Origin of the sequence: Rhodococcus sp. PSBB066 (assembly GCF_017068255.1) — a bacterium.
Lineage (GTDB): Bacteria > Actinomycetota > Actinomycetes > Mycobacteriales > Mycobacteriaceae > Rhodococcus > Rhodococcus aetherivorans.
The window spans coordinates 1293063-1319733 of the sequence record NZ_CP070859.1 but is presented as its reverse complement, the minus strand read 5'-3'; the positions used below and the strand labels follow the sequence as shown (position 1 = coordinate 1319733).

Sequence of the window (26671 nt, the reverse complement as noted above, 5' to 3'; positions counted from 1 at the left end):
GTACGAGCGCATCACATCAGAGCAGTCACAGCAGACACGGCCCGTTCCCGCCTGACGGGAGCGCACCGCATTCCGCATAGCGCACCAAGCAAATGCTAGGTAAAGTGCACCGAAGGAGGCCAGACATTGACAGTGACGCGTAGTGACTCGATTCCGACGTCGGACATGCCGCGCGAGCAACGCCCCAGCGTGGCGGAACGGTTCACCCAGATCCTCGACGTGTTCGCATCCGGTCCCGACCGGATGTTCCTCGAGGAGATCACGGCCGCCACCGGATTGCCACGCTCGACCGCCTTCCGCCTGCTCACCCAGCTCGTCGACCTTCACTGGGTCGAACACGACTCCCGCGGATACGGCCCCGGCCTGCGGATGCAGACGATGGCCCGACCCCGGGACTACTCGCAGCTGCGCGCCGCAGCCGCGGGGATGCTCAACGACCTGCAGATCGGCACCGGCGGAGTCGCGCACCTGACGGTGCTCGAAGGCTCGTCCGTCTATTTCCTCGACCGGATCGGGGGCACGGCGAGCGCGGGCATCCCCTCCCAGGTCGCGGCCCGGCTGCCGGCCGAGAGTACCGTCAGCGGACGGGCGCTGCTCGCCGGTCTCGAGCCGGAGAAGGTCGACGCCCTCATGACGGCCGGACCGCACGTACGGTCCCGGGCCGACCTGTCGACACTGCACGACCGTCTGAACCGGGTGCGCCAGCGGCAGGGTCTCGCGTTCGTGCCCGGCCACGCGTGCCCCATGTCCATCAGCGCGGTCGCCGCACCGGTCGTCGGTCCCGACGGCGTCGTGGGTGCGATCTCGGTGGCGTGCCGCGGAACGGTCGAACTCGCCCACATCGCACCGATGGTCTGGGCCACCGCGCGCCGCACCTCGCGGTTGCTCACACCCGGCCGGCCCGGTTCCACCGCGCGGACCCGTCTGTCGCACCGAACGCACGTGGGTGTCGTGAACTAGAACGTGGCGGCGCGCCGGAGGTCGTCCGGCGCGCCGCGAATTCGAGCTGCCTGCACACCGTTCCGTCGACGGAACCGGTCATTCCTCGACGCGGACGAACACTCCCCGCGCCTCGACCGTGCACTCACCGCGGCATTCGATCCAACCCCCGGCGACGGTCTTCCGGCCCTCGATCTCGACGATCCGCGAATACAGATCCAGCGGCTCGTCGAGCGACGTGCGCCGCAGGTAGCGCAGGTCGAGCGACGCCGTCAGCGAACGACTGCCCCGTGCCTGCATGAGGATGCCGAGCATGCAGTCCAGCAGGTGAGCGCTGAACCCGCCGTGCACGCTGTCGGGCGGGCCCTCGTGCAGGGCGTTCGCGATCAGCCGGGCGCGCCTCGTCCGCGCCGAAGTGGATCTCGAGCGATCGCCCGGCCGGTGCCGCGGCTCGCGCCGGTGACGAGCTGCCCGGCGTTCGTCATGCGGGCGCCCCGATTCCTGGTGCGGATCCGAGGACGTCTCCCAGCTCGGCCGCGGTGGCGTCCGCACCGCCGAGGGTGAAGCACAATTGCCGTCCCCACAGGAAGTAGCGGTGGATCGGGTAGTCCACGTCCGCACCGATACCGCCGTGCAGGTGCTGCGTCGCGTGCACCACCCGCAGACCGCCGCGCGACGCCCACCATGTGGCGACGAGAACCGCGGATTCGGCCTCCTGCTCCCGTCCGGCGTCGAGCAGCCACGCCGCCCTCCGGGTGGTGAGCCGGATCGCCTCGGTGTCGAGGTAGGCGTCTGCGGCCCGCACCGCCACCGCCTGGTTGGTCGACAGCGGACGGTCGAATTGGATTCGCTGCGAGGTGTATTCGGCCGTCGTCTTCAGCGCCTGCCCGCACACGCCCAGCTGCACCGCGGCGAGCGCGAGCTGGATCCGGCGGCGCACCCAGGTGACCGTCTCCGCGCCGTCGCCCGGCAGGCGATCGGACGCGGGCACCACGACGTCGTCGAACCGGACGTGGGCGAGGCTGCCGCGGTCGGTTGCGGCGACCGGTTCCACCGTGACCCCGTCCGCCCCGGTCGGTATCACCGCGACGGCGAGCGACCCGTCGTCGCACCGGACCGGAACGATCGTCGCGGCGGCCACGGCTGCGGCGGGCACACCGGCGACAGTTCCACTGACGACCAGGTCGTCGCCCTTGCTCACCGCCGACAGCGAGGTGAGTTCACCGTAGGGCGCATCGAACGCCGCGACGACCGGTCGGGATCCGTCCACGATGCCGGGGACCAGGCGTTCGACCTGTTCGGCCGTGCCGAAACGGACGATCGCCGATGCGGCCGCCGTCACCGACCACAGCGGTACCGGCGCCACGTGCCGGCCCTGCTGTTCGAGCACCGTGATCAGGCCGAGCAGGCCCATCCCGGCGCCACCGGACTCCTCCGGCACCGCGATGCCGAGCAGACCGGCGTCGGCCAGGGCACTCCACAGCTTCGCGTCGAAGCCGCCCTCGTTCTTTTCCACCTCGACAACCCGATCGACCGGCGCGAGCTGCCGGAAGAGCTGGGACGCCAGGTCCTGCACACTCGTCAGGTCGTCGTCTAGTTCGAAATCCATGTCAGCTCCTCGTGCTGGTGGGGGCGTCGGTGCGGCGACGGGCGGCGAGCGTCATGCCGAGGCACTTGGCGGCGACGATCTCGCGCATCACCTCATTGGTGCCGCCGCCGAAGGTGTTGTTCTGGGCTCTGCGCGCCAGGGTTTCGACGCGCCCCTCGAGGACGGCACCGGGGCTGCCGGGCCGGAGCAGACCCCGCACGCCGAGGATCTCCTGCATCTTGCCGTAGGCGGTGACGACCGCCTCGGTGCCGAAGATCTTCGCCGCCGCGGAATCACCGCCGCCGAGGGTGTTCGCGGCGACGTCCGCGACGAGCCGGAGGTTGACGAGGTCGGCGGCGCTGAGCAGCGCGTACGTCTCCGCCAGATTGGCGCGCACCCAGGGCAGGTCGTAGACCGTCCCGGCGCCCAGGGGCTCGGACTGCGCCCAGGCCAGGACGGCGTCGTACAACTCGTTCGCGATGCCACCGCGGGCGGCGAGCGCCACCCGCTCGTGGTTGAGCTGGTTGGTGATCAGGCCCCAGCCCTGGTTCAGCTCGCCGACGACGTTGGTCAGCGGCACGCGGACGTCGTCGTAGTAGGTGGCGGAGGTGCTGATGCCACCGACGGTGTGGATCTCGGTCACCGAGAACCCGGCCGCCGACGTCGGTACCAGCACCACCGAGATGCCCTCGTGCCGCGGCGCGTCCGGATCGGTCCGGACGGCCAGCCAGATCCAGTCCGCGTAGACTCCGGCGCTGGTGAAGATCTTGTTGCCGTTGATGACCAGTTCGTCGCCCTCGATGCGGGCGCGGGTCTGCAACGAGGCGAGGTCGGTGCCCGCGTTCGGTTCGGTGTAGCCGATGGCGAAGATGAGTTCGCCCGCCAGGATCGGCGGTAGGAAGAAGTCCTTCTGCGCCTGGGTACCGTGCTTCATCAGCGCCGGCGCGACGGTGTTGAGGGTGACGAGCGACAGCGGTGCGCCGGCGCGGATCACCTCGTCGTAGAACACGTACAGGGCCTCGGGATCCTCTCCCCGGCCGCCGTATTCGGTGGGCCAGCCGAGACCGAGCCACCCGTCGCGGCCCATCCGCCGCAGGATGCGGTCGAACACGGGACCGCCCTCGGTCTGATCGACGAGCGCGCGCCGGTCGTCGTCGTCGATGATCTCGGCGAAGTAGTTGCGCAGTTCGGTGCGGAGCCGACGTGAGTTGTCGGACAGTTCCGGGTGCATGGCCCCTCCAGGTTCGTGTGATGGATTCGGTGTCAGCGCGGCAGTCCCAGCACGCGACGGGCGATCACGTTGAGCTGGATCTCGATGGTGCCGCCGCCGAACAGCACCGCGGGCAGGCCGATGTGGTCGAGCATGTGGCCGTCGTCGTCGACGGCGCCGACCGGGCCGAGCAGCGAGACCAGCCCGCGCGAGCCGTCGCGTTGGGCGAGGGCGCTGAAGACCTTCTGGACGCTGATCTCCGCGCCGGCGTCGAGACCGGACAACCGTCGCAGCACGCTGCGCAGGTTCATCGCCGACAGGGCCATCTCGCGGCCGGTGTTGCGGCCGAGGACGCGCAACGCGTCGTCGCGGCCGGCGGCGTAGCGGCCCGACTCGACGAGGTCGCGCACCCGCGCGGCCGCGCCGTGCGCGAGCTGTGTGCCCATGCTGAGCCGTTCGTTGGCGAGCGTGGTCACCGCGAGGCGCCAGCCCTGCCCCGGTTCGGAGACCAGACAGTCTTCGGGGACGAAGACGTCGTCGAAGAACACCTCGTTGAACTCCGCGCGCCCGGTCGCCTGCCGCAGCGGCCGCACGTCGAGCCCGTCGCTGCGCATGTCGACGAGGAAGTACGAGATGCCCTCGTGCCTGGGCACATCGGGATCGGTGCGGGCCAGGCAGATACCCCAATCCGCCTCGTGCGCCATCGAATTCCACACCTTCTGTCCGGTGAGGATCCAGCCGCCGTCCACCTTGCGGGCCCGGGTGGACAACCCGGCCAGGTCCGAGCCGGCGCCCGGTTCGCTGAACAACTGGCACCAGACGATCTCGCCGCGCAGGGTGGGCGCGACGAAGCGGCGCTGCTGGTCCTCGCTGCCGTGCAGCAGCAGGGTGGGCAGGGCCCACTCGCCGATGACGGTGGTCGGCTGTTCGAGGCCGCGGCGCGCGAATTCGTCCGCGATCACGGCCTGCTCCTGCGGTCCGGCGGCCAGCCCGTACGGCCGGGGATAGTGCGGCGCGACGAGACCGGCCTCGGCGAGGCGGGCGCGACGTGCCCCGCCTCGCGCCGGCGCCCATCCGTCGCTGTGCACCGCGTCGTCCGGCAGTGCACGTACCTCGTCGAGGACGGCGCCGACCTGCGCGCGCAGCTCCGGTAGCGCATCGGCCTCGACGAAGGAGAAGTCGCGCTCGTCCGACAGTGCGAGCTCACCGAGCCGGCGTGCCCAGACGTCCTCCGGGCCGGCGACGGAGGCGATCGACAGTGCCCGTCGCCAGTACAGGTGCGCGTCGTGTTCCCAGGTGAAGCCGAGACCGCCGAGCAGGGTGACGCATTCGAGCGCCACGTCGACGGCCGCCGGCACTGCCGTCAGTCCTGCCTGCGCCGCCGCGAGCCGCTGCTGCTCCCGGCCCTGCTGCACCGACCGGGCCGCGTCCCACGCTGCGGCACAGGCGATCTCGCTACGCACCAGCATCATCGCAGCCTTGTGCTGCACGGCCTGGAAGCTGCCCACCGGGCGGCCGAACTGGTGCCGGTTGCGGACGTGGTCCACGGCGGTGTCCAGCGCCCACGCCGCAAGCCCGGCCGCCTCGGCGCCGAGCACGGTGTTGACGATCAGCTGCACGTCGTCGTCGTCGATCGCCGGGAGCAGGTGCTCGGGCGTGATCGCCGCTCCGGACAGTCGCAGTCGTCCCACCGAGCGGGTGGGGTCCACGCCGTCGGCGAGCTCGACCTCTCCGGCCGCGGGCGGGAGCCTGAACCACACGGGCGCGCCGTCGGCGGTGGCGCGCACGATCACCTCGTCGGCGCCGGGCAACCCGAGCACCGGCTCGGAGACACCGGTGACCGTCCATCCCCGCCCCGACGTGATCGCGACGAGACCGGGGGTGGTGACGGCGGCACCGGTCGCTCCGTCGGCGAACCGCCGCAGCAACTCCGCCGCGGTGCCCTCGGCCGGGAGGGTGGCGGTCAGCGCGCCGGCCACGACGGTGGGCACCCATGGCCCGGGTACCAGGGCGCGGCCGAGCTGCTCGGCCACGACCGCGAGTTCCGGCAGTCCCGCCCCACCGCCGCCGTGCTCCTCGGGCAGGTGCAGGGCGTGCAGGCCCTGCGCGATGCACGCATCCCAGATCTCGGGCCGCTTGCCCGCCGCCAGGTCGGCGAACGCGGCGCGGGTGCGTTCGATCGGGGCATGGCGACGGGCGAGGCCCGCGACGGAGTCGGCAAGGTCGCGATGGTCGGCGTCGAGTGCAATGGCCATGACTTACATCCGTTCCAGAATCATGCACGTGGTGGCAGCCGACGCGCAGATGGCGATCATCGCGACCTGCCGGTCCCGGCGTTCGAGTTCGTCGATCGCGGTGGCCAGCAGCCGGATTCCGGTGGCGCCGGCCGGGTGACCGAGGGCGATGGCACCGCCGCCGACGTTGAGCACGTCCGGGTCGACCTTGTGCACCTGGGCGAACGACATCGGCACGGCCGCGAAGGCTTCGTTGACCTCGAACAGGTCCACGTCGGCGACCGTCATCCCGGTGCGGTCGAACAGCACCTGCGCCGCGGCCACCGGGCCGTCGAGCATGAACTCGGTGTCGCCGCCGATGACGCACTGCGCGAGCAGCCGGGCCCGCGGCGCCGCACCGAGTTCACGTGCCCTGTCCTCGGACATCAGGACCGCGGCGCTCGCCCCGTCGGACACCTGCGACGAGGTGCCGGCGGTATGGAGACCGCCCTCGATCGTGGCACGCAACCGCGCGAGCGCCTCCATGCCGGTCTCGCGCAGTCCCTGGTCCCGGGTGACCGTAGTGTCGCCGTCGTCGCTCGGGACGGCGACGGGGATGATCTGCCGGTCGAACCACCCGGCGTCCCAGGCGTCGCGCGCCCGCTGCTGCGACCGCAGGCCGAACGCGTCGAGGTCCTCGCGGGAGAAGCCGCGGTGCCGGGCGATGCGATCGGCCGCCGTGTACTGGTCGGGGGTGTCCACCGACCACGACGCCGGCCGCGGGGTGCCGGCGCCGGTGCCGACCTTGTAGGTGAGCGGGACCCGCGACATCAGTTCGACGCCGCACGCCAGGCCGACCTCGAGGGTGCCGAGCGCGATCTGCCCGGCGACGAGATGCACCGCCTGCAGCGCGGTGCCGCACTGGGCGTCGATGGTGGTGGTCCCGGTGTGGGACGGCAGACCGGCGTGCATCCACGCGGTGCGGGTGATGTTGCCGAACTGCTCCCCGATCGGGGTGACACACCCGCCGACGGCCTGCTCGACGAGGGTGGCATCGAGGTCGAGCCGGTCGAGCACGCCGCGTTGCGCGAGACCGAGCAACTCGGCGGCGTGCAGACCGGAGATCCAGCCGTCGCGCTTGCCGAAGGGGGTGCGTGCGGCGTCGACGATCACGGGCTTCATGCGGGCACCTGCACCCGGGTCCACTGCCGATTGTCGAGCCCGCGGACCTCGCGCCCGAATTCGTCGACGAGGCCGAGGCTGTCGCAGATGCGGCCGGGGAAACGAGACGGCACGGCGGTCACCTCCACTTCGCGGCGAAGGCGTGGACCGCGTCGGTCACGCGGGTGACCTCCTCGTCGGACAGCCCGTGGCTCATGCCGAGCGTCATGCCGCGCTCGAACACCGCATCGGCCTCGGGCAGGCCTTCGTCCGGCACGCGGTGCTCGACGCCCGCCATCATCGGGTGGCGGGTGATGTTGCCGCTCCACACGGTTCGCGTGTCGATGCCCTGCGCGTCGACGAATTCCTGCAGGTCGCTACGGGAGAACGGGGCGTCGGCGGTGACCGTGACGGGATAGCACAACCAGGCGGTGTCGAGTTCGTCGGTCTCCACCGGCGTGCTGAAGAACTCGGGGTAGGCGCCGTACGCGGCGGTGAACTCCGCGAAGGTCTTGCGGCGCCGCTCGTAGTTCTGCGCGAGCTTGTTCAGCTGCACGACACCGTAGGCGGCGCCGAGTTCGGACGGCTCGAAGTTCCACGGCAGCAGGTCGAAGATGAAGTCGTTGTCGTAGTCGACCCCGTCCAGATCCTCCCGGAAGACGCGTCCACGTCCGTTGCCGAACAGGTTCGGCTCGGATCGACGTCCCCACCGGCGCAGCAGGAGTGCGCGATCGCGGGTCTGCTCGTCGTCCATCATGACCATGCCGCCGGTGCCGGCACACGTGATGATGTGGGCCATGGAGAAGCTGGTGACGGTCAGGTCGGCGCGCGCGCCGGTGGGCGTGCCGCGCAGCCGGGCGCCGAGGGTGTCGCAGGTGTCCTCGATCACCTTCAGGTCGTGCCGGTCGGCGACGGCCCGGATCGCGTCCCAGTCCGGGCAGTTGCCGGCGAGGTTCGGGATGAGCACGGCGCGGGTCCGGTCGGTGACCATCGCCTCGATCCTGGTGACGTCGACGTTGAACGTGTTCGGTTCGACGTCGACGAAGACCGGTATCAGGCCGGCGCGCACGAGGGGCGCGACGTCGGTGGAGAAGGTCAGCGGCGAGGTGATGACTTCGCTGCCCTTCGGCAGGTCGAGCAGCTCGACCGCGAGGTACAGGCCGGAGGATCCGGAGTTGCACATCACGCCGTACTGTTTCCCGGACAGCTCGGGGATGCGGCGTTCGAGCTCGAGGACGTTCTTGCCGATGCGCAGCCCCTGATGGCCGCTGCGCAGGACGTCGACCACCGCTCGGATTTCGTCCTCGCCGTGGGTGGCGCGGGCATAGGTGATGCGTTCGGTCATGTCGGGACTTCCTCTGGATGGGTGGTCGGTCAGTTGTCGGTGGAGAGCACGAGTGCGCTGTGCGGCACCGGGGAGCCGCCCGTGACCAGAACGTTCGCCACGTCCTTGCCGGGCTGGTTCACCGACGTGCCGCGGATCAGCCGCACGCCCTCGGCGATTCCGTTGACGCCGTGGATGTATCCCTCGCCGAGTTGTCCGCCGTGGGTGTTGACGGGCAGACGGCCGTCGAGTTCGAGGTTGCCGTCCGCGATGAAGTCCTTGGCCTCGCCGCGGGCGCAGAACCCGTACTCCTCGAGTTGCAGCAGCACCATCGGGGTGAACGCGTCGTAGAGGATTGCGGCGTCGATGTCGTCCGGATCGATGCCGGCCTGATCCCACAGCTGCCGTGCCACCAGCTCGACCTCGGGCATCTCGTCGATGTCCTCGCGGTAGTAGCTGCTCATGGAGATCTGCTGGGGCCCGACGCCTTGCGCGGCGGCGGAGACGACGGCCGGCGGGTGCGGCAGGTCGCGGGCCCGCTCGGTGCTGACGATCACCAGGGCCTGTCCGCCGTCGCTCTCCTGGCAGCAGTCGAGCAGCCGCAGCGGGTCGGCGATCATCCGGGAGTTCTGGTGCTCGTCGAGGGTGATGGGCCGCTCGTAGAACCATGCCTTGGGGTTGTTTGCGGCATGCTTGCGCGACAGCACGGAGATGCGGCCGAAGTCGGCGCTGGTCGCGCCGTACTTGTGCATGTAGCGCCGGGCGAGGAACGCCTCCTGCTGGGCGGGGGTGAGCAGCCCGTAGGGATTGATCCAGTTGCGGTATTCCTGATCGGTGTTGGCCGTGTAGGCGAACGGCGGCGGGCCGGCGCCGAACCGGGTGCCGGAACGTTCGTTGAAGGCCCGGTAGACGACCACGACGTCGGCGACACCGCTCGCGACGGCGAGTGCCGCCTGCTGCACGGGTGCGCATGCGCCGCCGCCGCCGTGCGGGATGCGGCTGAAGAACGTCAGTTCGGGGATGCCGAGTGCGCGGGCGACCGCGATCTCGGGGTTGGTCTCCATCGTGAACAGCGCGAAGCCGTCCACCTCCTCGACGCCGATCTGTGCGTCCTCGAGCGCGGCGAGCACACTCTCGCAGGCCAGCTGCCATTCGCTGCGCCCGGAGTTCTTGGAGAATTCGGTGGCGCCGATGCCGGCGATCGCCGCCTTGCGGGCGAAGCCCCCGCCGGGAATTATCCTGCCGCTCATCGTGTCTGTCCTTCGTACGGTGCGACGGTGACCTCGGCGGTCACGTGCGTTCCTCGGGCGTTACGGCCGAGCACCTCGACGGTGACGGCGCCTGGGTCGACGCGGGTCACCGTCCCGGTCAGGCGCATGGTGTCGCCGGGAAAGTTGGGGACGCCCAGCCGCAGTGCGACGCGGCGGATGCGGGCGGTCGGCCCGGCCCAGTCGGTGATGTAGCGGTCGACGAATCCGTTCGTCGAGTTGATGCTCATGAAGATGTCGGGCGTGCCGCGCTTTCCGGCTGCGCCCGGATCGTGGTGCACGTCCTCGAAATCCTGGGAGGCGAGGGCGGTGGCGACGATGGTGCTGCGATCGAGGGGCAGGTCCAGTGCCGGCAGTTCGGTGCCGACGGACACGGTCGGCAGGCTCATGCGGCACCTCCGCCCGGTAGACGCAGCTGCGGCAGGATTTCGCCGTGCGCGTGCTCGGCGAAGCCGACCTCGAGCTCCATGCCGATCTGCAGCCGGTCGTGCTCGACCCCGGCGATGTCGGCGACGATCCGGATGCCCTCCTCGAGGTCGATCAGCCCGACCGCGAGGGGATAGTCGAAGGACGGGTCCTTCGGGTGGTGGATCACGGTCCAGCTGTGCAGGGTGCCGCGGCGCGACGACTCGACAGTGTCCCATTTGAAGGAGCGGCACTTCGGGCACGCCGGTCCCGGCGGATGCCGGAGCGCGCCGCAGTCGCTGCAGCGCTGGATCTCGAGCCGGCCCTCGCGGGCGGCTGCGAACCAGAACTCGTTGTCCTGGGTGACGGTCAGCCTGGGAACGGCCGTCATCACGCCTCCTCGGTGGTGTTCGGGTTGAAGCGGAGCAATCGGAACCGCTCCTCGACGAGCAGTTCGCCGCGCTGGTTCTCGTAGCGTTTGTGCAGGGTGACGAAGCAGCCGCGGCCCAGGCCGGTGCGCTTGACCGGGGAGATGGACTCGATGGTGAAGTGCGCGGTGACGTGGTCGCCCGGGACGAGTTCGCGGTGGTAGTCCTGCTCGGCGTTGGTGGCGACGACGGAGGTGAAACCGTGCCGGTCCAGCAGTGTCATCAGCGCGGAGTAGGCGAAGTCCTCGGTCCGTCCTTCGGCGCGCAGCCGCTGCACCTCGCGCCAGCGGCGGTAGCCGGCCATCACCCACGTCGAGATCATCGCGGGCGGGCACACCACGTCCGGTCGTCCGGTCGCGCGGGCCGCGTCCCGGTCGACGTAGACGGGGTTGTAGTCGTCGTGGGCCTCGACCCAGTTCCGGATCATCGCCTCGTCGACGGCGTACCGGGCCACCCGGGCGGGCTCGGCCACCTTCCCGACGTACTGTTCGAACTCGCGTTCCAACTCCTGTTCCAGCGTCGGCATGTCCGCACCACCTTTCTTGAGCAAGCGCTTGGTGCAGTACGGTAGGCGCGGGCGCCCCGCCAGGACTGCCCACTCCCACTCAGTTGGAACAGAGGGCGGAAAACTCGCGCCGAACCGGCGAATCGGAAGGTGAGGTGACCATGACGTCGGACCGACGCGACGAGATCATGCGGCTCGCGGCCGAACTCTTCGCGACCAAGGGGATCGGGCCGACGACGGTCCGCGACATCGGCGAACGCGCCGGAGTGTTCTCCGGCAGCCTGTACCACTTCTTCAGATCCAAGAATGCACTCGTCGCCGAGATCCTCAGCGGCTTCATGGCCGACATCGACCAGCGCTTCCGGCGCGTCGTGGAGACCTCGACGAGTCCCCGCGAGACTGTGCGCGGCCTGATCCACCAGACCCTCGTCGTGATCGAGGAGCATCCCCATCCGACGGCGATCTACCAGCAGAACCGGCAGTACCTGCGCGACAACGGCCTGCTCGACGTCGTCGACGCACCGTCGCGCACGGTGCGCGACTACTGGCTGACCACGATCGCCACCGGCGTCGCCGACGGCAGCTTCCGCTCCGACATCCCCGCCGAGGTCTTCTACCGCACGGTGCGGGACGCGCTGTGGGCGAGCATGCACTGGCCGGGACGGGACGGATACACCACCGACGAGTTCACCGACGTGCTCGTTGCGCTGTTCTTCGGCGGTTTCGCCGAGGAGTGACCGGACTCGTCACCGGACCGAACGGCGCTCAGCGCACTCGACACGGCCGCGGTCAGCGCGCTCCGCCGGGTTCGTCTCCACGCTCGGGGGAGAGACCGAGTTCTTCGAGTACCTCTCGGGTGTGCTGCCCGTGGCGCGGCGCCGGGCGCGCCTCGGTGTACGTCCCGTCCCAGCGCAACGGGGAGCGCGCCGTCGGCACCGGGCCGACGCCGGGCTGCTCGACGCGTTCGATCACCGCGTACTCGCGGGCGGCCACCTCGTCCATGGTCCGGTACGGCGCCCACAGCACCCGGCTGCCGGACAGTTCCTTCTCGATCTCGGCGAGCGTGCGCGCCGCGAACCACGGACGCAGGATCGCCGTGATCTCGTCGCGCGCGGCGTAGCGGTCACCCTCGTCGGCGAACCGCAGCCCGCGGTGCCGTTCGAGCGCCGCGAAGACCTCGGCGGTGCCGGTGACCTCGACGAGCGATCGCCACTGTGCGGGGGTGAGGCCGACAACCATGACGGCGCGGCCGTCCGCCGTGGCGAAGTCGGACCCGTAGCTGCCGTAGAGCGCGTTGCCCTGCCGATCGCGGGCCGAGCCGCGTTCCTCGGCCTCGGCCAGCCAGCCCATGCTCGCGACCGCGGACACCGCGACGTCCTCGAGCGCGAGCTCGAGGTACGCGCCCTCCCCCGTGCGGTCCCGCCTGCGCAGCGCGGCGACGATGCCGAGGGCCGCCTGCACCCCGGTGATCAGGTCCCAGGCCGGGAGCACGTGGTTCACCGGGGCCGCAGCATCGACGGGCCCGGTCATGAGAGGCAGCCCGACAGCGGCGTTGACCGTGTAGTCCACGGCGGGGGTGCCGTCGGCGTTGCCGGCGATGTGCAGGTGGATCAGGTCGGGTCGTCGCGCGGCGAGCACCTCGTGGGCGAGCCACGGTGCGTGGGCCGCGTTCTCGAGCACCACCCCGGACCGGGCGATCAGCTCGGTGACGACGGCACGACCGTCCGCACTGCGCAGGTCCACCGCGACGGACCGCTTCGCCTGGTTCAACCCCGTCCAGTACAGGCTCGCCCCCGACTCCGCGAGGGGCCACCGCCCGCCGTCGACCGCGCCGGCGACCGGATCGACACGGACCACGTCGGCACCGAGCTCGGCGAGGATGCGCCCGGCGGTCGGACCGGCGACGAAGCTCGACAGGTCGACGACGCGGATCCCCTCGAGCGGCCGGGTCGTCATGCGGCCCTTTCGAAGATCGCCGTCAGCCCCTGCCCGCCACCGATGCACATCGTCTCGAGGCCGTAGCGCGCCCCGCGACGATCCAGTTCGCGCAGCAACGTGGCGAGGATGCGCACGCCGGTCGCCCCGACCGGGTGGCCGAGCGAGATTCCCGAACCGTTGACGTTTGTCCGCTCGAAATCGGTTGTCCCGAAGTTCCATTCACGGGTCACCGCGAGTGCCTGCGCCGCGAACGCCTCGTTGAGTTCGATCAGGTCGATGTCGGCGAGCGTCAGGCCGGCGCGCTTCAGGGCCTTCTCGGTGGACGGCACCGGGCCGATGCCCATCTCCGCCGGCGCGACGCCGGCCACCGCCCAGGTCACCAACCGGCCCAGGGGACGCAGGCCCAGGCGGTCCGCCTGCGCGCGGGTGGTGACGAGACAGGCTGCGGCACCGTCGTTCTGACCGCTGGCGTTGCCCGCGGTCACCGTCGCCTCCGGATCCTGCGCCGCCATGATCGGCCGCAGTTTCGCGAGGGTGTCGACGGAGGCGTCCGCGCGCGGATGCTCGTCCCGGTCCACGATGCGGTCGTCGCCCTTGCGCTGGGGCACCGCCACCGGCACGATCTCCTGCGCGAACACCCCGGATTCGATGGCGGCCACCGCGCGCCGGTGCGATTCGACGGCCAGCTCGTCCTGTTCGCGTCGGCCGATGCCGTACTTGCGGCGCAGGTTCTCGGCGGTCTCGAGCATCCCGCCGGGGACGGGATGGTGACGGCCGCCGGCGGTGACCCGGCCGCGGGCGAGGCGGTCGTGCAGGGCGGCCGGAGCCCCCTTGGCACCCCACCGCATCGATTCGGTGTAGTACTCGGCGCGGCTCATGGATTCGACGCCACCGGCGATCACGACGTCGGCGACGCCGGTCTGCACGCGCATCGCCGCGTCGAGCACGGCCTGCAGCCCGGACCCACACCGGCGGTCGAGCTGCAGGCCCGGCACCGTCACCGGCAGGCCCGCGTCGAGCGCGGCGACGCGGCCGATCGCGGGGGCCTCGCCGTTGGGATAGCACTGGCCGAAGATCACGTCGTCCACCGACCCCGGGTCGATGCCCGTGCGCGCCAGCAGTTCCGAGATCACCCCGGCGGCGAGGTCGGTGGCGGGGACGTCGACGAACGCCCCGCCGTACCGGCCCACCGGTGTGCGCAGCGGTTCGCAGATCACCACATCGGTTGCGGTCACATCAGTTGCGGTCACGTCGGAAGTCCCTTTCGCGGTCGGTCCATTGCTGCGCCCACTCACGCAGTTCCACGGCGCGGATCTTGGTGCCGTTGCCGCCCACCGTCGTGGGCATCGTCTCGATCACGTGGATCGTCGCCGGCACCTTGAACGCGGCCAGCGTCTCGGCGCACCACGCCTTCAGCGATGCCGCATCGAACTCGACGGCGTCCTCGACGGGGACGACGAACCCCACCGCCCGGGTGTAGCCGCCCTCGCCGGTGATGCCGACGACCTTCGCGGTCCGCACCCCGGGGTGTTCGGCGAGACGGTGCTCGATCTCGGCCGGGTCCACGAGAAACCCCCGCAGCCGCAGCACGTCTCCCATCCGGCACACGTAGGTGTAGCCGCCGTCTCCGGTCGCGACGGCGAGGTCGCCGCTGCGGAACCAGCCGTCGGCGGTGAATGCGCGGCGGGCGGCATCGGGGTTGCCGAGGTAGGCGTCGACGACGTTGGGGCCGCGGACCTGCAGCTCGCCCTGTTCCCCGTCCGGGAGGACACGGTCGTCGAGCGGGTCGGCGATGCGGACGTCGACCGACGGGTCGACCGGGCGGCCGCCGCCGTTCCAGCGCACCGACTCCGGGTCGCCGGCCGACCACAGCAACGCCAGCGCGAACACCTCGGACGACCCGAACACGCCCGAGGTGTGGGCGCCGAACTCGTCGCGCGCCCAGCGGGCGATCTCGTGCGAGCGGCCGAGGAAGTCGGCGATGCCGAGCCACTTCAGCGCCGACAGGTCGGCGCGCATCTCGGCGTGCCACGTGTCGTGGAGCCGGCCGAACAGGTCGTCGCCCCCGACGACGTGCGTGACGTACAGCTGTTCCATGCGGCGCAGGGTCGCCGCGGCATCGAAGACCGGCTCCATCAGCAGCGCGGCACCGCCGGCGAGCGCGGCCATGGCGGTGCTGTAGCCGAACACCCCGGAGACCGGCAGCACGCACAGCGCGACGTCGCCGGGCTCGACCCGCATGATCGCGGCGTCGGCGCGAGCGTGCCGCACGATCGCCGAGTCGCGGTGGGCGGCGAGCTTGGGGGTTCCGGTGGAGCCGGACGTGGTGAACGCGACGGCCAGCGGGTCCGCCGGATCGTCCTCCGCGCCGGCGGGCGTGAGCGTCGCGGTGTCGGGCGTGTCCGGGGCGCGCACGCCGCGGGTGTCGCCGCCGCCCGCGCACCAGGACCCGGCGCCGAGGTCGAAGGGGGCCGGATCGGCGGATCCCCCGCCGGGTCCGGCGACGACCGCGACCGCGGGAGCCGGCACCGCGGCGACCTCCGAGGCGGCACGGAGCGTGCCGAACAGGTCCAGGCCGTGGAAGCCGGCCGCGACGGCGACGACCGCCGGCCGCGCCGCGGTGAGGATGTGGGCCACCTCGGCGGTGTTGTAGCGGGTGTTCACGCCGATCACGTGGGCGCCGAGCGCCGCGGCCGCGAACTGCCACACGAGGGCGTCGGACCAGTTGGGCAACAGCACCGCGATGCACCGGCCGCGCCGGACGCCGACGGCCGCGAGTTCGGCCCGCACCACCTGCACGCGGCGCCGCAGCTCCGCCCTGCTGCAGATCAGCAGCCGCCCGTCGGCGACGTCGTAGGTGGCGACGGCACCGGGATCGGTGGCGACGAGGTCGTCGAGGAACGCGGCCAGTCCGGAGGTGGTGGTCGCGGTCACGACAGCACCTCCGCGGTGGCGCCCCGCAGGTCGGTCAGCCACGAGTCGGCGAGGACGGCGAAGCCCTCCACCTCCTCCATGGGGTAGTGGCCGACGCCGTCGAGCCGGGTGAACCGCGCCCGTCCCGGCGAGATGTCGTTGATCCGGACGGCGAGGTCCGCGACGGCGTCCGGGTCGAGCCACGGATCGTCGGCCCCGACGACGAGGTGGAGCGGGCAGGTCAGCAGCGGCAGCCGGTCGCGCACGTCGTGGGTGCCCCAGCCGATGAGGTCGGACGACGAGATCTCCGGGTCCTCCCGCTTGTGCATGAGGGCGATCCGGTGCGCCGTCGCGGCGGGTACCGAACGCCCGACGGAGGCGAGGGTGCCCAGATAGGTGCGTTCGGCGCGCGACGGCCCGGCGACGTCCTCGAGTTCGCGGCGCAGACCCGAGACGTTGACGCGGCCGGGGCCGGCCTCGGCCTCCATCGCGACGGCGCCGGCGAGCGGCCGGTCCGGTCGGGTGGCGAGTTCGAGGGTCAGCTTGCCGCCGATCGAGCAGCCGAGCACGTACGGCCGGTGCACGTCGAGCGCGTCGAGCAGGGCGGTGAGCCAGTCGCCGTACGTGGTGAGGCTGGTGACCGGTCCGTCCGGGGCGGGCTCGGATCGGCCGTGTCCCGGCAGGTCGGGCACGAGCACGCGGTAGCCGCGGGCCGCGAGGTCGTGGGCGACGTGCCGCCACTGCACCCCGCTCTGCCCGGCGGTGTGGATGCACAGCACGGTGGGAAGCGCGTCGGGGGCGTGTTCGCCGGCGGGGGTGACGATCTCGACGAATCCGAGGGCTCCGTCGATGTCCAGGTAACGGGCCTCGATCATGAGCGGGCCTTTCTCGCGACGGCACGGGCGTGGCCGATGATCAGGTTCAGCGGTTTGGTGAGCCGGAGATACTCGTATCCGTCTCCGGTGGAGGAGAATTCGCCGCCGATTGCGCGGCGCATGAAGTCGTCGTGCGCACCGAGGATCAGGTCGACCCAGGTGTGGTCGGGTGCGACGAACGTGAAGGTGGCCCCGTGCGGGGTGCGCCGCGTGACGTCGACGATGCGGCCGCGGTAGATCCGCAGGTGCAGTTCCCGGTCGCCGCAGCGCAGGCCGACGGTGCCGTCCCAGGTGGCCAGGGCGGACCCGAAGGCGGGGTCGGCCTCGAGGTGGTCACGGAGCAGCTCACCCCAGGCCGGAGTGCAGAAGTCCAGTGCCGGAACGGGTTCGGATGGCGTGGCGAGCCGCCAGGTCTCGGTGCCCTCCTCCCGCACGGCGCCGGCGGCATCGAGCACGCGGACGAACCGCTCGGCGGTGGTGCCCTCGACGCGGGTGACGACGGCCTCCGACCGGATCCGGTCCACCGCCGTGACCGGCGTGATCGCCGTCCAGCGCAGTCCCGTGCGGTGCGCGGCGGGCACGGGCGGGGTGAGCAGCTCGGCGGCGACGGTCCCGAGCGCGAACGTCCCTGTCGGGAGGACGATTCCGGACTCTGCGAGCAGGTCGGCGGCCATCCGGCCGGAACCGGCGGTGCGATCGCCGACGCGGAGGGTGTTCAGTGTGGTGCTCATGCGGTTTCCGGCCTTCCGAGCAGCTCGTCGGAGATGATGCGCATCTGGATCTCGCTGGTGCCTTCGAAGATCTTCGTCAGGCGGGCGTCGCGCCAGTGCCGTTCGACCTGGAAGTCCGTGGTGTAGCCGGCACCGCCGTGGATCTGCACGGCCTCGCTGGTCACCTGCTCGGCCATCTCGGTGGCGACGAGCTTGCACATCGACGCCTCGAGCGAGCAGCGCCGCCCGGTGTCGATGTCGGTGGCCACGGAGTACATCAGCTGGCGGGCCGCCTCGATGTCGGCCGCCATCTTCGCGATCTTGAACCGCAGGTGCTGGAAGTCCCCGATGGGACGGCCGAATTGGCGCCGGGTGTGTACGTAGGCGATCGAGTCCTCGAGGGCCGCACGGGCGAGGCCGATCGCGCGGGCCGCGGTGTGGGCCCGGCCGACCTCGAGCCCGGAGACGGCGAGATAGAAACCCTTGCCCTCCTCGCCGAGCATCTTGCCGGCGGGGATGCGGAAGTTGTCGAACGACAGCTCCCAGGTGTGCCAGCCGAAGTAGCCGATCTTGCGGACCTTGGTGCCCGAGATTCCCTCCGGGAACACGCCGCGCTGCTTCTCGACGAGGAACGCGCTGATCCCGCGGTGCGGCTTGGCCGGATCCTTGTGCGGATCGGTGCGGGCGAACAGCACCAGGTAGTCGGCCTCGTCGGCGTAGGTGCACCACATCTTGGTGCCGTTGACGACCCATTCGTCCCCGTCGCGGGTCGCCCGGCAGGAGATGTTGGCGACGTCGGAGCCGGCCTCCGCCTCGGACAGGGCGTACGCGCCGAGGTATTCGCCGCGAGCCACCTTCGGCAGCAGGGCGGCCTCCTGCTCGGGAGTGAAGCCACCGCCCATGCCGTTGCCGCGGGCGAGGAGACCGGACACGCTCATCCAGGCCCGGGACAGCTCCTCGGCGACCAGGCAGTACTCGAACACGCCGAGACCGAGGCCGCCGTGCTCCTCGGGGATCATGATGCCGAAGAACCCGATCTCGGCCATCTCCTTCTTCAGCGAGTCGGGGATGGTGCCCTGGACGGGGTCGAGCTCGTTGGCGACGGGCAGCACCTTCGTCATGGCGAAGTCACGGGCGAGGTCGCGGATGGCGAGGCGCTCTTCGGTGAGGTACCGCGGGGTGTCGGTACGGGGCTGCGACGGCCGGTGGGTCATGGGGGACTCCCTCGGTGAACCAGAATCTGGTTATTAACGCTTGTTCACCAAGTACAGCACGCCCCCGCCCGGGCGTCAACGCCGGAGTTCAGGCGGGGCGGTATCCGAGCAGGTTGAGCGCGTACCGGCCGTAGTCGTCGGCCACCTCGGCCGCGCCGAGCGGCCCGTCCGGGCGGAACCACAGCGGGATACCGGCGCACATCGTGAGGACCGCGGTCACGGCCTGGTGCACGTGCGGAACATCGAAAATCCCTATCCGGGAACCCTGTTCGGCGATCTCGACGAACAGCTGCTCCTGCGCGTCCCGCGAACCGACCACCCGCTTGCGATCCACCTCGCCGAGATACCGGAGCTCGGTGTTCGCCACCAGGCACTCCCGCGGATTACGGGCGGTGAACAGCGCGTGCGCCACCACGGCGGCCCGCCAGCGCTCGGCGGGATCCGTACCCGCCTTGCGCAGCGCGTTGCGCGTGGCGGTGAATTGCTCGTCGCTGGCCGCCCGGAGGATCTCGACGAGCAACTCCGACTTGTTCTCGAAGTGGTTGTAGACGTTCGCAGCGCTGCAACCAGCACGATTGGCGATGGTGCGCATCGTCGCGCCGTGGAAACCGGCCGCGAAGAACTCGTCGAGCGCCGCGTCGAGGATCCGGTCCCGGACGCCCATCAGGGTCGTGCCCGATCGAGTGTTCATGAGATGGAGGGTAGAGGCCCAGGTCGGGACCAGCAAGAAGCCGGTCTTGACGGGGCGGTTGCCGCCCGTCTATGGTCCACCTCACATGAACATGCGTTAACCACGTCTTCGGAGGGCGCACCTGTGACCACCATCCCCGACATCACGCTCACCGAGCGCATCACCCGCCTCGAGGACCTCGAGGCGATCCGTTCGCTCGACGCCCGCTACTGCCGTCACCTCGACGACGGCGACTGGGACGCCCTGATGGACCTGTTCACCGACGACGGCGAGTTCGACGGCCTGTCCCATCCCCGCGGCAAGGCCGAGATGCGCGAGTTCTTCGCGGGCCTCGCCGCCGGAGGGCTGACCACGTTCTGGCACTTCATCACGAACATGGAGATCGACCTCGACGGCGACCGCGCCACCGTGCGGTCCTTCCTGTGGCAGCCCTGCGTGACCGACGGCGCCCCCGCCATCGCCGCCGGCCGCTACACCGACGAGGTGGTCAAGGTCGACGGTCGTTGGCGCTACCGGGTCAAGCAGGTCCGCTTCCACTTCTTCGGTCCGCTCGAGCAGGGCTGGGACGAGAACCTCTTCGCACTGGAGACGGCACGCCGGGCGGCGGTGCGGCCGTGACCGAGTTGCAGACCGGAACGCAACCGACCTGGAGCGCGATGCTCTCCCTGCCCGAGGTCGTCGAACTGCGCCGCCGCCGGCGCACCGTCACCAACTCCCTCGGCGCCCTCGCGATCACGCTCTTCGCGTCCTTCCTCGTCGGCTTCGCCTACTTCCCCGAATTCCTCGGTGACACCGAGCTCCTCGGAGTTCCCCTCTCGCTGTGGGTCGTGTTCTCCCAGTTCGCCGGGACGTGGGTCCTCGTCTACGCCTACTTCCGGCTCACCCGCATCTACATCCAGCCCGCCGCCGACGCCGCTGTCGCGGCCGTCCTCGAGAACCAGGAGCGTGCGGCATGACCGGCGACGCCGACTACCTCGCGATCGCGATCTGCGCGGCGGTGATCTCGCTGACCCTGTGGGTCACGTTCGCCGTGTCCCGGCGGGCCCGCAGCGCCGACGGATTCTTCGCCGCCGGCCGCTCGATCTCGAGCTGGCAGAACGGCTTCGCGATCGCCGGTGAATTCATCTCGGCCGGAAGCTTTCTCGGAACCACCGGCCTGATCTTCTACAAGGGCGTCGACGGCGCCGTCATCCTCTGCACCTCGGTGATCTCGTTCCTGCCCGTGTTGTTCCTGCTCGCCGAGAAGATGCGCAACGTGGGCAAGTACACCCTCGCCGACGTACTCGTGTTCCGCACCGAGGCACGCAGCGTGCGGGTCGTCGTGGCGTTGAGCACCATCGCCACCGGCACCTTCGTGTTGCTCGCGCAACTCGTTGCGGCCGGGGTGCTGCTCGAGTCGGTCTCCGGTATCCCGTTCTGGCTGTCCGTCATCGTCGCCGGCACCCTCATGGGCATCTACGTCTTCGTCGGCGGCATGCTCGCCACCACGTGGGTGCAGGTCATCAAGTCCACGATCCTGTCGGTCCTCGCGATCGTGGTCGGGCTGGGCATCCTCGCGCAGTTCGGGTTCAGCTTCCCGAAGGTCCTCGACACCGCGACCGAGCACGCGGTTGCGGGCGAGGCCGTCCTGTCCCCGGGCCTGATCTTCGGGCAGACCAGCGCGCTGAACCTCGTCTCGTACTCGCTGGCGTTCGCGCTCGGCACGGCGGGCATGGCGCACATCCTGATCCGCTTCTTCACCGTCCCCGAGGCGAGCACCGCCCGACGCTCGCTGGGCTGGACCGTCGCGCTGTGCAGCATGTTCTACCTGATCGTCATCGTGATGGGCTTCGGCGCCGCAGCCCTGCTGGGGGACGGCGGCGCCGATCGGGTCGGCGCCGGCGGCAATCTCGCGGCGCCCGTGCTCGTCACCGAACTCGGCGGGGGCGTGGGCACGATCGGCGGCTCGATCGCCCTCGCGATGGTCGCGGCGGTCGCGTTCGCGAGCATCGTCGCCGTTGTCGCCGGCGTGGTGATCTCCGCCGCGGGCACCTTCGCCCGCGACATCTGGCCGGCGCTGACCCGCAAGCCGCCGGTGGACGAACTCGACGTCACGGCGCGCACGCGCGAGGAGAACGCCCAGGCCCGTGTCGCCCGGTTCGGTGCGGTGGCGTTCAGCGCCGTCGCGATCGGGCTGACCATGCTGATCGGCGACGACACGAACATCACCTACTTCATGGGAATGGCGTTCATGGTGGCCGGCAGCGCCCACCTGCCGTCGCTGGTGCTCAGCCTGAACTGGCGGCGCTTCAACAGCACCGGTGCCGTGTGGGGAATCCTCACCGGCCTGGTCTCGACCATCGTCAGTCTCATGCTCACCGAGGCGCTGTGGCTCGGCAGCGGCCCGGCACCCCTGACGATCCAGCTTCCGGTGATCGTCACCATGCCGCTCGGCCTTGCCGCGTGCGTCGTCGGCTCACTCGTGGCCGAGAAGCGACGCGGACGCTCCGCGCACGAGGACGAGAAGTTCGCCGAGATGCTGGTGCGCGCGGAAACCGGGATCGGGGCCGAGGTCGCGACCGCCCACTGACGACGACGCAGGCGGGCACCCGCACTCGGCCAGGTCCGGGCGGGGTGCCCGTCGCGTCGCCGTCGTCAGGGCAGGTCGAACAGCGTCGGATGGTCCTGCTGCGCCTGTTCGGCGAGCACCGCGCCGTGTCTCTCGCACATCTCGCGTGCGATGTGTTCGGGGCACGCGAGTTCGCGACCGATCTGTTCCCAGTCCCACCCGGACGCGTGCAGTTCCCAGGCGACGCGGCCGTCTTCGTCCCAGAGTGCCGACATGGCCCGATACTGCTCCGTGTCGAGCGCACGGCCAACGACATTCGTGCGCGTGTCGCGGATCGGGCTGCCGTCCCGCGACCGAAAGTGCTTCCCGCGCTCGTACGGACGCGCGCGGGAAGCACCCCCGCGCGCGGACGTCTAGTCGAAGGTCATGCCGGCGTCGGTTCCCTGCTGCATGGTGGTGTTCGCCCCGTCGAGGGACTCGCGGATGATGTCGGCATGACCGCTGTGGTGGGCGGTCTCCCGGATGATGTGCAGCAGCACCTTTCGGGCGCTCCACCACTGTCGCTCCGGCGCCCACGGCGCGGTGGGCAGCGGCACCTGCAGGTCGAGGTCCGCGAGGCCGGCGACGAAGGCCTCCGTCTGCTCCGCGATCGCCTCGTACCGCTCGAGCAGGCCGGCGACGGTCTCGTCGTCGCGCATGTAGTACTGCTCCATCGCGGACTCCATGTCGAACTCGGCGGTGTCGTCGAGTGTGCGGATCGTGTCGATCCAGTGCTGCTCGGTGGTCGAGACGTGCTTGAGCAGCCCACCCAGGGTCAGGTCGCTGACGGTGCTGCGGGTGCGGGCCTGCTCGTCGTCGAGGTTGCGGAGGGTGATCAGAAACATCTTCCGCTGCTCGGCCAGCATGTCGAGGATGTCGGCCCGTTCTCCGGAGAGGGTCCGCTCGGTCATGTCGCTTCCGCCCTTCGTGATGTCGATTCTGCGGCTACGACTACGACGGTAGGGACGAATGCGGACAGTTTCGGTCCTCGATAGGTGACCGGAAATCAGGTGGCGAAGAAGACCGCACCGGTCACCGGCACGAGCGTCAGGAACAGGACCGACAGGACGAACAGCGTGATCGTCAGCTTCCTGTTCCATCCGCCGCGCGTTCCGCTCGCGGCGAGCACGAAGAGCACGAATCCGACGCAGATGGACACGATGCCCACGATCACGGGTGTCTCGATCATCTGTTCATCATCCATCTGTTCGTCATCGCGGAGGGCCGCGCACCGCGCCCACGGTGGGCGGCGTCGGGAACGGCGACGTCCCCGACGCCGCCCGTGCTCAGCCCGGGCAGTGGATGGTCACGTGGCCGCATTTGACGGACGCGCTCGCGGTGGCGGCGTTCGCGGCGCCTGCGGTGCCGAGGACGACGGTGAACAAGGTCGCGACGACCGCGACGGTGGTGCGGATCCGGGTCTTCATGGCAGCCTCCTGAGGGTGGTGAGAAACGGGGTTCGCCCATCGTCGGCCGCCATCCGGGTCCTCGACAGGCACCCTGTGGTGCCGATGCGGCCACCCCGGATCGCCTTCGGAGCGCAGGACCACCCCCGAGGCGGATCATGAAGCCATGACGACCGCCCCTTCCGCGACGACCGTTGCGACCATCGCCGAGGCCGCCGAGCGCACCGGTCTGACCACCCACACCCTCCGCTATTACGAGCGCGACGGCCTCATGCTGCGTGAAATCGGCCGCTCCTCCTCCGGCCACCGGCTCTATACCGAGGACGACCTCTCCTGGGTGGTGCTGCTGACCCGGCTGCGGGCGACGGGCATGCCGATCCGCGAGATCCGCGAGTACGCGGCCCTCTGCCGGGCCGGCGGCGGCAACGAACAGGACCGCCTCGCGCTGCTCCGCGCGCACCGGGCGCGGGTGCTCACCCAGCTCGACGAGGTGACCGAGCACCTCGCCGCGATCGACGGCAAGATCGAGATCTACCTCTCCCGGACGAGCGGCCGCGACGACGGACCGTGCGAGAGCGCTCGCGCTTGACTTCGAGCGCGCTCGAAGGTCTTGACTCGACGCCATGACCACGAACAACACCTCCCGGCCCCCACTCGGCACCCGCACGCTCGGCACCGCGTCGCCGCTGACGGTCTCGGCGATGGGACTCGGGTGCATGGGCATGTCCGAGTTCTACGGCACCGGGGACGAGGCCGAGGCCGTCGCCACCATCCGCCGGGCCCTCGAGCTCGGCGTGACGTTGCTCGACACCGCCGACATGTACGGGCCGTTCACCAACGAGAACCTCGTCGGCCGCGCCGTCGCGGATCGCCGCGACCGCGTCGTCCTCGCGACCAAGTTCGGCAACGAGCGTGCCGAGGACGGCACCCGCCTCGGCATCAACGGCCGGCCCGAATACGTCCACACGGCCTGCGACGCGTCGCTCCGCCGCCTCGGCGTCGACCACATCGATCTCTACTACCAGCACCGCGTGGACAAGACCGTGCCGATCGAGGACACCGTCGGCGCGATGGCCGAACTGGTGCAGGCGGGGAAGGTCCGCCATCTGGGTCTGTCGGAGGCGTCCGCGGAGACGATCCGCCGGGCCCACGCCGTCCACCCGATCACCGCGCTGCAGACCGAGTACTCGCTGTTCACCCGCGACATCGAGGACGAGATCCTGCCGGCCCTGCGTGACCTCGGCATCGGGCTCGTGCCGTACTCGCCGCTCGGGCGCGGCATCCTGACGGGCGCGATCACGGCGCCGTCCGATCTCGAGAGCTCGGATTCTCGCCGCACCGCGTATTTCCCGCGATTCCAGGGTGCGGCGCTGGAGGCGAACCTGGCGCTCGTGACCGCCGTCCGCCGCCTGGCCCGGTCCAAGAACTGCACCCCGGGTCAGCTGGCACTGGCGTGGGTCCTCGCCCAGGGCGACGACGTGGTCCCCATCCCGGGGACGAAGCGGGTGCGTTTCCTCGAGGAGAACGTCGCGGCCGCGGCCGTGTCGCTCACCGCGGACGAGCTGGGCGCGATCGAGTCGGCGGTACCCCGGGAGGCGGTCGTGGGGGAGCGCTACGGGGACATGTCCAGCATCGACGGGTGAGCGACGCGTCGCCCGCTGGGTACGGTCGGCGGGCGACGCCCAGGCCGCCCCTCCGTGCAAGCGGTTACATGCAGCTTGACAAAGCGATGTAACCGCTTGCACAGTGGGTGGACCCCACACCTGAGGAGAACCCATGGCGACGCTTCGCGAGGTCGCAGCGCGCGCCGGCGTCTCGACCGCCACGGTCTCACGCGTGTTCTCCCGCCCGGAGGCCGTCAGTCCCGACACGCGCGCGAAGGTGTTCACCGCCGCGGAGGCACTGTCCTTCACCCCCAACCCCACCGCCCGCTCGCTCGCCCTCGGCCGCACCCACAACCTGGGCTTCCTCGTCCCGGACATCCGCAACCCCGTGTTCGGCCCCGCCGTCGAGTCGGCACAGGACCGGGCCCGCGCGCGCGGCTACTCCCTCTTCGTCGCGGCGGGCGAGGGACGGTCCGCGGACGAGCTGGACCTCGTCCGCGCGATCGCCCGGCAGGTCGACGGACTGGTTCTGATCGCCCCGCGCATGTCCGACACCGACCTCGAGGACCTCGCACGGGTCACGCCCGTCGTGCTCGTCAACCACACTGCCGGCGATCTGCCCGCCGTGCTGCTGTCCTCCGACGACGGCATGGTCGAGGCCGTCGAGCATCTCGCCGACGCCGGGCACACCGCCGTCACCTACCTCGGCGGCCCCGAGTACTGGCTCGCCCAGCGCCGCCGCCGCGCCGCCTTCGTGGAGGCCTGCGCCGGCCGGGGCATCACCGGCACGGTGCTCGGCCCCCTCGAGCCCGACTTCGTCGTCGCGGGCCGGAAGGCGGCCGAGGAACTGGTCGGCACCGGGACGACGGCCGTCGTCGCGTACAACGACCAGGCCGCCGTCGGCCTCATGCAAGGCTTCGCCGAGCACGGACTGCGGGCGGGCCGCGACTACTCCGTCGTCGGGTTCGACGACTCGTGGCTCTGCGAGATGACCTCGCCGCCGCTGACCACCGTGCATCTCGCGTTCGACGAGGCCGGCGTGACTGCGATCGACCTGCTGTGCGACGTCCTCGACGGAAAGACCACACCCCGCGCTGCGCCCGTGGAACTCGGCACCCACCTCGTCGTGCGCTCGAGCACCGTGACCGCCGGCCTGCCCGTCGGCTGACAGACCCGGCCGGGAGATGCCCCCGGAACACGAAGAAAGCAAAGGAGATTCGTCCATGACCTCGGTGCTCGTCCTCAACGGCCCCAACCTCAACCTGCTCGGCACCCGCGAGCCCGGCGTGTACGGCGCGCAGACCCTCGAGGACGTGGAGACCCTGTGCCGCAACGTCGGCAAGGAACTGGGCGTCGACATCGACTTCCGGCAGTCCAACCACGAGGGCGTCCTCATCGACGCCCTCCACGACGCCGGCGCCGCGGTCGCCCGCGGGGAGTCCCTCGGGGTGGTGTTCAACGCGGGCGCCTACACGCACACCTCGGTGGCCCTGCACGATGCGATCAAGGGCGCCCACGTACCGCTCATCGAGTTGCACATCTCCAACGTCCATGCCCGCGAGGGGTTCCGCCACCACTCCTACATCTCCCCGGTCGCGTCCGGGATCATCGTGGGTCTCGGCGTCGCCGGCTACGAGTGGGCGCTGCGCGCGCTCGTGGCCCAGCGCACGGCGCAGGCGTAACCGGCGCCCC

At 70.7% G+C, this 26671-nt stretch carries 30 protein-coding genes; 9 read left to right on the top strand and 21 right to left on the bottom strand.

From position 1 onward, the window contains the following. Positions 1-132: 132 nt before the first annotated feature. Positions 133-960, top strand: a complete 828-nt coding sequence (locus JYA75_RS06125; RefSeq protein WP_231385969.1) for a helix-turn-helix domain-containing protein — start codon at positions 133-135, stop codon at positions 958-960. A 78-nt stretch (positions 961-1038) separates the two neighbouring features. On the opposite strand, the gene JYA75_RS06120 is transcribed toward JYA75_RS06125, so the two are convergent. The 10 genes from JYA75_RS06120 to JYA75_RS06075 form a co-directional block, all read right to left on the bottom strand. Further along, on the bottom strand, positions 1039-1290 hold the full coding sequence (locus JYA75_RS06120) for a hotdog fold domain-containing protein (RefSeq protein ID WP_080688664.1): 252 nt from the start codon (positions 1288-1290) through the stop codon (positions 1039-1041). A 130-nt stretch (positions 1291-1420) separates the two neighbouring features. After that, positions 1421-2548, bottom strand: a complete 1128-nt coding sequence (locus JYA75_RS06115; RefSeq protein ID WP_029546579.1) for an acyl-CoA dehydrogenase family protein — start codon at positions 2546-2548, stop codon at positions 1421-1423. Position 2549: 1 nt separating this feature from the next. After that, entirely contained in the window at positions 2550-3758 is a 1209-nt protein-coding gene (locus JYA75_RS06110; protein WP_006941685.1) for an acyl-CoA dehydrogenase family protein, read from the bottom strand. A 32-nt stretch (positions 3759-3790) separates the two neighbouring features. Beyond that, a complete protein-coding gene (locus JYA75_RS06105; RefSeq protein WP_185713265.1) occupies positions 3791-5992 on the bottom strand; it encodes an acyl-CoA dehydrogenase in 2202 nt (733 codons plus the stop codon). 3 nt (positions 5993-5995) lie between these two features. Further along, complete coding sequence (locus tag JYA75_RS06100) at positions 5996-7132, bottom strand: steroid 3-ketoacyl-CoA thiolase (protein WP_029546581.1); 1137 nt, start codon at positions 7130-7132, stop codon at positions 5996-5998. A gap of 118 nt (positions 7133-7250) precedes the next feature. Continuing rightward, positions 7251-8456 carry a DegT/DnrJ/EryC1/StrS family aminotransferase gene (locus JYA75_RS06095; RefSeq protein ID WP_185713266.1) on the bottom strand — a complete coding sequence of 402 codons (1206 nt, stop codon included), beginning with the start codon at positions 8454-8456 and terminating at the stop codon, positions 7251-7253. 29 nt (positions 8457-8485) lie between these two features. Next, complete coding sequence (locus JYA75_RS06090) at positions 8486-9685, bottom strand: lipid-transfer protein (RefSeq protein ID WP_065923349.1); 1200 nt, start codon at positions 9683-9685, stop codon at positions 8486-8488. Next, positions 9682-10092: a MaoC/PaaZ C-terminal domain-containing protein gene (locus tag JYA75_RS06085; RefSeq protein ID WP_050036081.1), complete on the bottom strand. Its 411-nt coding sequence runs from the start codon at positions 10090-10092 to the stop codon at positions 9682-9684. Before JYA75_RS06085 ends, JYA75_RS06090 begins: the two co-directional genes overlap by 4 nt. Then, positions 10089-10499 (bottom strand): Zn-ribbon domain-containing OB-fold protein, encoded by a 411-nt coding sequence (locus JYA75_RS06080; RefSeq protein ID WP_043803139.1) that lies wholly within the window; start codon positions 10497-10499, stop codon positions 10089-10091. Before JYA75_RS06080 ends, JYA75_RS06085 begins: the two co-directional genes overlap by 4 nt. After that, positions 10499-11062 carry a MaoC family dehydratase N-terminal domain-containing protein gene (locus tag JYA75_RS06075; protein WP_050036082.1) on the bottom strand — a complete coding sequence of 188 codons (564 nt, stop codon included), beginning with the start codon at positions 11060-11062 and terminating at the stop codon, positions 10499-10501. Before JYA75_RS06075 ends, JYA75_RS06080 begins: the two co-directional genes overlap by 1 nt. A 140-nt stretch (positions 11063-11202) precedes the next feature. On the opposite strand from JYA75_RS06075, the gene JYA75_RS06070 reads away from it, so the two are divergent. Beyond that, positions 11203-11778 (top strand): TetR/AcrR family transcriptional regulator, encoded by a 576-nt coding sequence (locus tag JYA75_RS06070; protein WP_006941703.1) that lies wholly within the window; start codon positions 11203-11205, stop codon positions 11776-11778. Positions 11779-11830: 52 nt separating this feature from the next. Here the strand turns inward: JYA75_RS06070 and JYA75_RS06065 are convergent, their stop codons facing one another. From JYA75_RS06065 to JYA75_RS06035, 7 genes are all read right to left on the bottom strand, one after another. Beyond that, positions 11831-12997 carry a CoA transferase gene (locus JYA75_RS06065; protein ID WP_043803132.1) on the bottom strand — a complete coding sequence of 389 codons (1167 nt, stop codon included), beginning with the start codon at positions 12995-12997 and terminating at the stop codon, positions 11831-11833. Beyond that, positions 12994-14229 carry an acetyl-CoA C-acetyltransferase gene (locus tag JYA75_RS06060; protein ID WP_185713267.1) on the bottom strand — a complete coding sequence of 412 codons (1236 nt, stop codon included), beginning with the start codon at positions 14227-14229 and terminating at the stop codon, positions 12994-12996. The genes JYA75_RS06065 and JYA75_RS06060 overlap by 4 nt, the downstream gene beginning before the upstream one ends. After that, positions 14216-15913, bottom strand: coding sequence for an AMP-binding protein (locus JYA75_RS06055; protein WP_168580284.1), 1698 nt, complete (start codon positions 15911-15913; stop codon positions 14216-14218). Before JYA75_RS06055 ends, JYA75_RS06060 begins: the two co-directional genes overlap by 14 nt. Next, a complete protein-coding gene (locus JYA75_RS06050) occupies positions 15910-16767 on the bottom strand; it encodes an alpha/beta hydrolase (protein WP_006941707.1) in 858 nt (285 codons plus the stop codon). The genes JYA75_RS06055 and JYA75_RS06050 overlap by 4 nt, the downstream gene beginning before the upstream one ends. Beyond that, on the bottom strand, positions 16764-17498 hold the full coding sequence (locus JYA75_RS06045; RefSeq protein WP_006941709.1) for a hypothetical protein: 735 nt from the start codon (positions 17496-17498) through the stop codon (positions 16764-16766). The genes JYA75_RS06050 and JYA75_RS06045 overlap by 4 nt, the downstream gene beginning before the upstream one ends. Next, positions 17495-18691 carry an acyl-CoA dehydrogenase family protein gene (locus JYA75_RS06040; RefSeq protein ID WP_006941711.1) on the bottom strand — a complete coding sequence of 399 codons (1197 nt, stop codon included), beginning with the start codon at positions 18689-18691 and terminating at the stop codon, positions 17495-17497. The genes JYA75_RS06045 and JYA75_RS06040 overlap by 4 nt, the downstream gene beginning before the upstream one ends. Positions 18692-18779: 88 nt before the next feature. Beyond that, entirely contained in the window at positions 18780-19382 is a 603-nt protein-coding gene (locus JYA75_RS06035) for a TetR/AcrR family transcriptional regulator (protein ID WP_029546592.1), read from the bottom strand. 123 nt (positions 19383-19505) lie between these two features. On the opposite strand from JYA75_RS06035, the gene JYA75_RS06030 reads away from it, so the two are divergent. The 3 genes from JYA75_RS06030 to JYA75_RS06020 are packed head-to-tail and all read left to right on the top strand — an operon-like array spanning position 19506 to position 21951. Continuing rightward, the gene (locus JYA75_RS06030) at positions 19506-20000 is read left to right on the top strand and encodes a nuclear transport factor 2 family protein (RefSeq protein WP_006941715.1); all 495 of its coding nucleotides are present in this window, start codon (positions 19506-19508) and stop codon (positions 19998-20000) included. Then, positions 19997-20338, top strand: a complete 342-nt coding sequence (locus JYA75_RS06025; RefSeq protein ID WP_006941716.1) for a DUF485 domain-containing protein — start codon at positions 19997-19999, stop codon at positions 20336-20338. The genes JYA75_RS06030 and JYA75_RS06025 overlap by 4 nt, the downstream gene beginning before the upstream one ends. Beyond that, entirely contained in the window at positions 20335-21951 is a 1617-nt protein-coding gene (locus JYA75_RS06020; protein ID WP_006941717.1) for a cation acetate symporter, read from the top strand. The genes JYA75_RS06025 and JYA75_RS06020 overlap by 4 nt, the downstream gene beginning before the upstream one ends. Positions 21952-22016: 65 nt before the next feature. On the opposite strand, the gene JYA75_RS06015 is transcribed toward JYA75_RS06020, so the two are convergent. The 4 genes from JYA75_RS06015 to JYA75_RS06000 all read right to left on the bottom strand — a co-directional run bounded on the left by JYA75_RS06015 (position 22017) and on the right by JYA75_RS06000 (position 23396). After that, positions 22017-22205 (bottom strand): hypothetical protein, encoded by a 189-nt coding sequence (locus JYA75_RS06015; protein ID WP_003938775.1) that lies wholly within the window; start codon positions 22203-22205, stop codon positions 22017-22019. A 138-nt stretch (positions 22206-22343) separates the two neighbouring features. Next, positions 22344-22880, bottom strand: coding sequence for a DinB family protein (locus JYA75_RS06010; RefSeq protein ID WP_050036084.1), 537 nt, complete (start codon positions 22878-22880; stop codon positions 22344-22346). A gap of 95 nt (positions 22881-22975) precedes the next feature. Continuing rightward, positions 22976-23158, bottom strand: a complete 183-nt coding sequence (locus JYA75_RS06005) for a hypothetical protein (RefSeq protein ID WP_006941721.1) — start codon at positions 23156-23158, stop codon at positions 22976-22978. A 97-nt stretch (positions 23159-23255) separates the two neighbouring features. Then, the gene (locus JYA75_RS06000) at positions 23256-23396 is read right to left on the bottom strand and encodes a hypothetical protein (RefSeq protein ID WP_006941722.1); all 141 of its coding nucleotides are present in this window, start codon (positions 23394-23396) and stop codon (positions 23256-23258) included. 145 nt (positions 23397-23541) lie between these two features. Here JYA75_RS06000 and JYA75_RS05995 point away from each other — a divergent pair, with 145 nt between their 5' ends. The 4 genes from JYA75_RS05995 (at position 23542) to aroQ (ending at position 26661) form a co-directional block, all read left to right on the top strand. Beyond that, positions 23542-23964 carry a MerR family transcriptional regulator gene (locus JYA75_RS05995; RefSeq protein WP_029546595.1) on the top strand — a complete coding sequence of 141 codons (423 nt, stop codon included), beginning with the start codon at positions 23542-23544 and terminating at the stop codon, positions 23962-23964. A gap of 112 nt (positions 23965-24076) precedes the next feature. Continuing rightward, positions 24077-25018, top strand: a complete 942-nt coding sequence (locus tag JYA75_RS05990) for an aldo/keto reductase (RefSeq protein ID WP_231386039.1) — start codon at positions 24077-24079, stop codon at positions 25016-25018. A 133-nt stretch (positions 25019-25151) separates the two neighbouring features. After that, complete coding sequence (locus tag JYA75_RS05985; protein ID WP_050036087.1) at positions 25152-26147, top strand: LacI family DNA-binding transcriptional regulator; 996 nt, start codon at positions 25152-25154, stop codon at positions 26145-26147. A 55-nt stretch (positions 26148-26202) separates the two neighbouring features. Then, on the top strand, positions 26203-26661 hold the full coding sequence (aroQ, locus tag JYA75_RS05980) for a type II 3-dehydroquinate dehydratase (protein WP_006941726.1): 459 nt from the start codon (positions 26203-26205) through the stop codon (positions 26659-26661). Positions 26662-26671 lie beyond the last annotated feature (10 nt).

Excerpts from the sequence above, each read along its gene's own strand:
- JYA75_RS06115 (WP_029546579.1), bottom strand. The coding sequence starts at position 2,548 with ATGGATTTCGAACTAGACGACGACCTGACGAGTGTGCAGGACCTGGCG.
- JYA75_RS06110 (WP_006941685.1), bottom strand. The coding sequence starts at position 3,758 with ATGCACCCGGAACTGTCCGACAACTCACGTCGGCTCCGCACCGAACTG.
- JYA75_RS06105 (WP_185713265.1), bottom strand. The coding sequence starts at position 5,992 with ATGGCCATTGCACTCGACGCCGACCATCGCGACCTTGCCGACTCCGTC.
- JYA75_RS06100 (WP_029546581.1), bottom strand. The coding sequence starts at position 7,132 with ATGAAGCCCGTGATCGTCGACGCCGCACGCACCCCCTTCGGCAAGCGC.
- JYA75_RS06095 (WP_185713266.1), bottom strand. The coding sequence starts at position 8,456 with ATGACCGAACGCATCACCTATGCCCGCGCCACCCACGGCGAGGACGAA.
- JYA75_RS06090 (WP_065923349.1), bottom strand. The coding sequence starts at position 9,685 with ATGAGCGGCAGGATAATTCCCGGCGGGGGCTTCGCCCGCAAGGCGGCG.
- JYA75_RS06085 (WP_050036081.1), bottom strand. The coding sequence starts at position 10,092 with ATGAGCCTGCCGACCGTGTCCGTCGGCACCGAACTGCCGGCACTGGAC.
- JYA75_RS06080 (WP_043803139.1), bottom strand. The coding sequence starts at position 10,499 with ATGACGGCCGTTCCCAGGCTGACCGTCACCCAGGACAACGAGTTCTGG.
- JYA75_RS06075 (WP_050036082.1), bottom strand. The coding sequence starts at position 11,062 with ATGCCGACGCTGGAACAGGAGTTGGAACGCGAGTTCGAACAGTACGTC.
- JYA75_RS06070 (WP_006941703.1), top strand. The coding sequence starts at position 11,203 with ATGACGTCGGACCGACGCGACGAGATCATGCGGCTCGCGGCCGAACTC.
- JYA75_RS06065 (WP_043803132.1), bottom strand. The coding sequence starts at position 12,997 with ATGACGACCCGGCCGCTCGAGGGGATCCGCGTCGTCGACCTGTCGAGC.
- JYA75_RS06050 (WP_006941707.1), bottom strand. The coding sequence starts at position 16,767 with ATGATCGAGGCCCGTTACCTGGACATCGACGGAGCCCTCGGATTCGTC.
- JYA75_RS06045 (WP_006941709.1), bottom strand. The coding sequence starts at position 17,498 with ATGAGCACCACACTGAACACCCTCCGCGTCGGCGATCGCACCGCCGGT.
- JYA75_RS06040 (WP_006941711.1), bottom strand. The coding sequence starts at position 18,691 with ATGACCCACCGGCCGTCGCAGCCCCGTACCGACACCCCGCGGTACCTC.
- JYA75_RS06035 (WP_029546592.1), bottom strand. The coding sequence starts at position 19,382 with ATGAACACTCGATCGGGCACGACCCTGATGGGCGTCCGGGACCGGATC.
- JYA75_RS06020 (WP_006941717.1), top strand. The coding sequence starts at position 20,335 with ATGACCGGCGACGCCGACTACCTCGCGATCGCGATCTGCGCGGCGGTG.
- JYA75_RS06015 (WP_003938775.1), bottom strand. The coding sequence starts at position 22,205 with ATGTCGGCACTCTGGGACGAAGACGGCCGCGTCGCCTGGGAACTGCAC.
- JYA75_RS06010 (WP_050036084.1), bottom strand. The coding sequence starts at position 22,880 with ATGACCGAGCGGACCCTCTCCGGAGAACGGGCCGACATCCTCGACATG.
- JYA75_RS06005 (WP_006941721.1), bottom strand. The coding sequence starts at position 23,158 with ATGATCGAGACACCCGTGATCGTGGGCATCGTGTCCATCTGCGTCGGA.
- JYA75_RS06000 (WP_006941722.1), bottom strand. The coding sequence starts at position 23,396 with ATGAAGACCCGGATCCGCACCACCGTCGCGGTCGTCGCGACCTTGTTC.
- JYA75_RS05995 (WP_029546595.1), top strand. The coding sequence starts at position 23,542 with ATGACGACCGCCCCTTCCGCGACGACCGTTGCGACCATCGCCGAGGCC.
- JYA75_RS05990 (WP_231386039.1), top strand. The coding sequence starts at position 24,077 with ATGGGACTCGGGTGCATGGGCATGTCCGAGTTCTACGGCACCGGGGAC.
- JYA75_RS05985 (WP_050036087.1), top strand. The coding sequence starts at position 25,152 with ATGGCGACGCTTCGCGAGGTCGCAGCGCGCGCCGGCGTCTCGACCGCC.
- aroQ (WP_006941726.1), top strand. The coding sequence starts at position 26,203 with ATGACCTCGGTGCTCGTCCTCAACGGCCCCAACCTCAACCTGCTCGGC.